4 protein-coding genes and 2 pseudogenes are annotated in these 6000 nt (G+C 57.3%); 2 read left to right on the forward strand and 4 right to left on the reverse strand.

The window, feature by feature from the left end; all coding sequences use genetic code 11:
• The first annotated feature begins 570 nt into the window (after window positions 1–570).
• Window positions 571–900 (forward strand): hypothetical protein, encoded by a 330-nt coding sequence (locus AC13EK_RS05765; protein WP_069335569.1) that lies wholly within the window; start codon window positions 571–573, stop codon window positions 898–900.
• A gap of 487 nt (window positions 901–1387) precedes the next feature.
• Here the strand turns inward: AC13EK_RS05765 and AC13EK_RS05770 are convergent, their stop codons facing one another.
• The 3 genes and pseudogenes from AC13EK_RS05770 to AC13EK_RS05780 all read right to left on the reverse strand — a co-directional run.
• Complete coding sequence (locus AC13EK_RS05770; protein WP_143560147.1) at window positions 1388–1645, reverse strand: hypothetical protein; 258 nt, start codon at window positions 1643–1645, stop codon at window positions 1388–1390.
• Between the two features lie 47 nt (window positions 1646–1692).
• Window positions 1693–1938: a hypothetical protein gene (locus AC13EK_RS05775; protein ID WP_063141591.1), complete on the reverse strand. Its 246-nt coding sequence runs from the start codon at window positions 1936–1938 to the stop codon at window positions 1693–1695.
• Window positions 1939–1955: 17 nt separating this feature from the next.
• Window positions 1956–2183, reverse strand: a pseudogene (locus tag AC13EK_RS05780) (transposase domain-containing protein); the annotation flags it as partial.
• 21 nt (window positions 2184–2204) lie between these two features.
• Between AC13EK_RS05780 and AC13EK_RS05785 the strand changes: the two are divergent.
• Window positions 2205–2522, forward strand: a pseudogene (locus AC13EK_RS05785) (ATP-binding protein); the annotation flags it as partial.
• Between the two features lie 552 nt (window positions 2523–3074).
• On the opposite strand, the gene AC13EK_RS05790 reads toward AC13EK_RS05785, so the two are convergent.
• Window positions 3075–5546, reverse strand: coding sequence for a hypothetical protein (locus AC13EK_RS05790; RefSeq protein WP_139150141.1), 2472 nt, complete (start codon window positions 5544–5546; stop codon window positions 3075–3077).
• Between the last annotated feature and the right edge of the window lie 454 nt (window positions 5547–6000).

Below are 6000 nucleotides of genomic sequence, written 5' to 3' on the forward strand. Positions count from 1 at the left end.
CTGGCATAGCCATGATGACGCTCGACATAATGGTGACTCATAGATGTCATCTCAATCTGTAGTCTCAAAACAGCCAGATTTTCTCACCCCGACATGTCCGGAAACACGACGCTTTATCGAGTGAATGACCGAGTTCGAAGTTCATCTTCGAACTCGGTCATTCGCAACCGCCGCAGGCGGCTGATAGGGTGATATCGTCAAACGCGAAGATAAACTGTTCACCGTTCAATCAAGGAACTTATCCCTGAGGATCCTTTGCGGTGTTGAAGAAAATTGCGGTGACGCTATTGGTTGCATGGCTCGTCCGCAAAATCGGATGAGTGAGGCTGGTTACCTCAACTGCCGCGTGCCCGACGAGATACTCTCGTCCGGGTGGCTGCGCTATGTCCAAGGTTCTGCCTAAAGGTGCAGCGCCTGCGACACGCGCGCAGGGACTAACCACGCCCGGATCTGGCTCGTGGGGACCATCATGCTACTATTAATCGATATTTGCTTGATGCACCGATTGTATTCGCTCGGTCTGAGTATCCGTAAATCAAATCTCGCCCTGCCTTCAAACAGGGGTTTCTCATGCTGGTTGTGACAGCGGAGATTTGGCCGGATGGTGATGAAAGCAAATCACATGAGATCGGATATATATTTGCATCTAACGAGGCAGATATAGATGGTGCCTCGGCTTACGAGGCGCGTATTCTGCAGAATTGCAGCGAGCATCTCTCTACTGCAGCGATTGATCGATATGTCCTTGCGTTTCGCGAGCGAAGCGATGGTGTCTGGGGGCTTGTTGCAGAAATCTTGAACTCAGCGGGCATTACCGCCGGCCACGGGATCAATCCGATCGTCGCGCAACAGCTTCAATCCGCGCTCGCCGAAAACAAGAAGGGTAACGAGGATGCGTAGCTACGCTGTTGATCGATACCGGGGGGTCGACTTGGGTTGGGATGGCATATTTAAGAAGCTCATCCGTGAGCTCAAAAAGGATAACCCATCCGTTCTCCTTCTGGATGCTCAGCAAAAAGCTGGCGCCCTGTATGTCTATGTAGCGCGCAGTGGACCTCGATCTGAGGAGCTAATTGCTCGCGCGACTAGAGAGTCGAGGACTGTTTGCCAGCTATGTGGAAAAGATGGAGTTCTCAGGCAGAACCACTTTGGGGTGTATCAAGTTAGATGTGCCGCACATGGTCGTGGATGGCGCGAACCTCCGGAGCTTCCAATGTTTCCAGCTGAGAAAATTCGATGCTGTTGCGATGCTCCGGACTGCATAGTGCGGCCAGCGCAGCATGAAGGAGCGCCAAACATGCGGCAAAAGTAAGACGGTTTTTAGACGCGCATTAAATTTATTTGTAGGCCGCTCAGGCGAAGTGACGCATTCTATAGCCTGAGATATTCAATTTTGGTCGATTGCCAACAGAACCTTGATGATAGATTTGTTTGTCATTTCTACATTATGACATTCTAACTGATCTAAGTTGATATCGCTAAGCGAAGCAAACCGTTCCATATCGGCTTTCGCTTGACGATATAGGCGACGGCGCGCCTCCTCCGTTGACTGCTCTATCAATGAGATTGGATTGCTGCTGCGGAGTTCTCGCCCAAGCGGACTGTCCTCAACGAGTAGCCTTAATCCCGTTTCCAAAGTACGCATCCGGTGAGGAGCGCGGTTACTGACGGTTTGCTGGGGGATTTGGCATCTTACTTGCCGAGGAAGGCCTCGACGCCTTCTTGAGCGAGCACATCGCGGAATGCAGCATCGGCATCGCGGTCGGTGGGGAATAGATTGTCCCAGACCGTCGAGGTGCCGTGCTCGTTGACGACCTCGAGGGACCAACCGCGCTCGGTGGCGAGCCGCACGATGTTGATGGTCAGCCGTACGCCCGCCTGTTCGATGGACCGGCAGAGATAGGATTCAATCAGTTCGGGTTGCGGGCCAAATTCCATGCCGTGATGCTATGAGATCACGGCTCCAGCTTCAACGCTGTTGGTTTCCAATTCCATGGGAGTAGATCGCCAAGCCGATTAGCCGGATGATCGGCGATGCGGGCGAGGACGTCAGCGAGCCAAGCCTGGGGATCGACGTCGTTGAGGCGGCAGCTCTGAATGAGTGAAAACATGATGGCGGCGCGCTGACCACCGCGATCGGAGCCGCAAAATAGCCATGCTTTCCGCCCGAGTGCCATCGCCCGTTCATTCTGCCCATGTCGGTGGTGACACGCCTCGAAGAGGAGACCCGGATCGGCAAGGGCGGGACCCTGGCGGGACAGCTCTCACGGCTCGACCTGGTGGTGCTCGATGAGCTTGGATATCTGCCGTTCGCGCGCTCTGGCGGCCAGCTCCTGTTCCACCTGATCAGCAAGCTCTACGAACGTACCAGCGTCGTCATCACGACCAACCTCGCCTTCGGCGAGTGGCCTACCGTGTTCGGTGACCCCAAAATGACGACGGCTCTGCTCGACCGGGTCACCCATCACTGCGATATCGTCGAGACCGGCAACGACAGCTGGCGCTTCAAAAACCGCAGTTAGCCGCCACTCTCACCATAGCTTCAGAACGGACTTGCGCTGGGTGCGCCTCCGGCCGGGCTACGCCCGACCTCCACCGCACCCAGCGCAGGGCGCTCCCCACAACCGTTTGCCTAATCTCGAAAAGGGGGTCCCTCTTCAACGCCGATACGGGGTCCCGTTTGCGCGCCGTTTGACACCCACGGCCCTTCCGGCATTCCAGACCGGGCGTTTGGTGGGGACGAATTCAGTTTCAGGCATCTCCATGATCATTCTCCTATGGCCACATTGGCCATCTGTAGAACGCTTGCCGGCGAGGACGGGGGTGAGAATGGCTTGGGGCTTGTGCCGACCAACTCAAGGCGTTCCGGAGAACGGACTTGAATGACCGCTCCTGCCCGAACCGACCATCCTCGGTTCGTTGAGCGGCCCGGCGGAAGTGCGCCCATCTAAGCCGTTCGACAGCGATATGGCCGCGCCTAGAACCGGACATTCAGGCTTCGATTGGGTCCGGGACAACGCGCCGTTCCCGAGTTCCGTACTGAACGTCAGTTTAAACTGGCCGACCTCGTCCGCTCAATGCGGGATCGCGCTCGGCTTCTGCTGCTTCGCCACCCATTTTTCATGCAGTTCGATATGATAGGGATTGAGGCCGAGGTGAATGGCCTGGGTCGCTTCGGCGAACGCGCGCAAGCTACCGCGATGTTCGAACCCCTCGAACTTTGCGTGCTCGCCGCCCAGCTCCTTCCAGGTCAGGCCAATATCGATCCGGGAAAACGCCTCATATCCCGTCAAGAGGATCACAGGGTTGCGCATTTCGCCATTCGCATCAGGCCGACGGCACCATTTGACGAATGGTGCGAGCAGCTTGAGCTCCTCTGGAATGAAATGATCGCGCAGCACCGATATCACAATGACAGCGCCTTCAATCTTCTTGGCGATCGCGCGAAGCTTCGTCAGATCCTGGGCCGTGATGAGCGGGCCGGTGCCGAATGATTTTGCCTCGCAGATGATCAGCTCAGGATCGCATTGAGGCCCATATCGCTCCGGCGATCGCAGCGCGACGAAGTCGGCCTCCGCCTCGATCCCGTCAAAGCTCAGCGAAAGTGCCGTCGCATAGGATATGGGATCGTGGCTCATGTGCATGTTGCTGATCACCTTCAGCGCCAGCAACGCGCCATATGAACCGCGAGCATAATCCGGAACCGCGAACGGGCCAACCACGCGAAACGACCAATTTCCGTTATTCTTCGCGAGGTTCGCTTGCGGGAAGGGGTAAGCGCGCTGGCAGCGTTCGCAGATGACGTCGTAATCGACGGCCGTGAGCGAGTGCCAATTGAGATTGGCGCAGTTTGGGCATTTCGATTGTACCCCGAGGCGGATCACGTTGCGCGACGTGAAGTCACTAAGGCTGTTGACGCCAAGGCCCTGTTTCTTGCGGCGCTCGATCAAAGCGTGCCAATCGCGAACCGACTTCGACCGGCGATCGAACAGCTCCTCGGTTTCCGTATCGCCAGCGCCCTTGCGGCGAATGCCGCCAGCCATGGTGTTCAATGTCTCGAGCGTCTCGGGATCAGCCAGTAAACGGACGCCCCAAAGGCCATCGAGATGACCGAGAATCTGCTTGGCGATATGACCCGGTTCAGACAGGCGTGCGTCGATCCCGTAACGTTTAAGCGCCGAAATGACGGCGCTCTCGGGGGAGGGGATCGTCAGCCTGGCTGAGAGATCCTTGAAGCGTTGGCCGATCGACCAGCCTTCCCGGCCGACCATCACCGGCTCGCGGAACCCCTGGATCATCGTAAAATAGGGATCGAAGGTGTTGAATGGCAGGGTCGTACCGAGATGATCAGTATGGAAACGCGACGGATGGATTGTGTTCACCCAGCGCAGATCGCTCGACCCATGTTCTTCGGCAAATTCAGGAGACAGAGTCTCGAACGTCGCTACGAGGCTGGTCTCATCGACCGGCAGCGTAATCCGCTTCTCCGCAGATTTGATCGCCAACGGCCCCTGTTCTCGGGTGCCGTCGTAGCGGTCCTGTGCCCGCCAGATCGGCGTGCGCCAGAATTTGGAGACGAGGGCGGTCTGGGGCAGATCACCAGCAATCTCCTGCGCCAAGGCATTTGCCCGCGCCTCGGGGATAGAGCGTGCAAACTCGATGGTGCCATGGTGCATCACGCCATGCGGATTGCCTTTGATCGGGCGATGTTCGAGTCGCAGGATCGCGCGCAATTCCGGCAGAAGCTCGGTCCACCAGTCGATCGGCACCGGCAGAACCCACCGCGGTTCGGAGCGCATGTTCCATAGATCGATGCAGTCGAGCGAACTGACCGGATCAAAGACGAACAGCGTCAGGTCGTTCCGCAAGGTCGACTCCACCTCAACCTTGTAGCGGGTGAAGCGCATTGGCGTGAGATCGCCCCTCTTGAATGCGCTGAGCCACGCCTCGGGCGTCGCCGCGCATTCTCGAGGTGCAAAAACGGACCGATAATTCGCCCGAAAATAATCGACCAACTTGCCGGTGGGATAACAGCCGAAGACTGCTTCAGTCAGTAGCGAGCCCTTCTGAGGCTCTACGAGCAGGGCTGGCTGCGACTGTTTCATTTCGAAGCGGAGTTCGCGCGTATAGATGTCGCGCATGGCATCAACGATGCTGAGGCCAAATTTGGGTTCGGCCCAGTCGCGGTTGTGCTCCTTAGCCATCAGGCCGTTGAGCGAAAGCACCCGCGTGCCTATGGCATGCTTCCGACGGAAAGCCTCGAGTCCGGCGGCCTCCAACAGGCCGTCCTCCGCCTCGACATAGGCGTCGGGCTCAAAATAGCGGATATAGCCGCGTGTGACCTCGCGCGCATTGTTCTTGAGACCATGCTGATCCCGCCATGCGACTGGAAGGCTAGTCATCACCGGAATGATCGGATTATGGGCACCGCCCCATAGGCATGCAGATATCCGCATGAACTTGCGAATGGCACGGGCATCGTTCGGCCGTGTCAAAAGCGCGATCCGTGCGGGCCGCAGCTTTAGCGTTGCTGATAAGTCATGCATCGCAAGACCCTCGGCCGCTCGATCCTAAAATCGCGGAAGACATTCTTGGACCATAGCTCGTCAGACCGTCAGCGCAACGACTTGCTCAGCGGGATTGGCTGCTCGGTCGCAGGCTCGAAAATCTCCGCGAGAGATCGCGTTTTCCACAGCGCATGTAAATCATCCGTAGCTAAACGAGAGTCTCCTTCAAGCGATTAGTCGCTCATAAACGGCTAGTCCGCAAACGGCCAGTCCTGCGGGTTCCGGGAACGATCATCAGTGCTCCAGGAATGGCAGGTGTTGAATAGGGACCTGCCGTTCCCGGCGCGGCTCGCAAAGGTCACGTCCGTCAATGTGGTGTAATTTCGGTGCTGGCCATCGGGCTGCATTTTCAGGCGGCCTTGGGTGTAATCTGTAGCGGCTGAACCTCCTCGGTTATGGGTGTGGCAAGGGCGGCCATGCCCTCGATCTGCAT

Source organism: Sphingobium sp. L-44 (assembly GCF_056859495.1).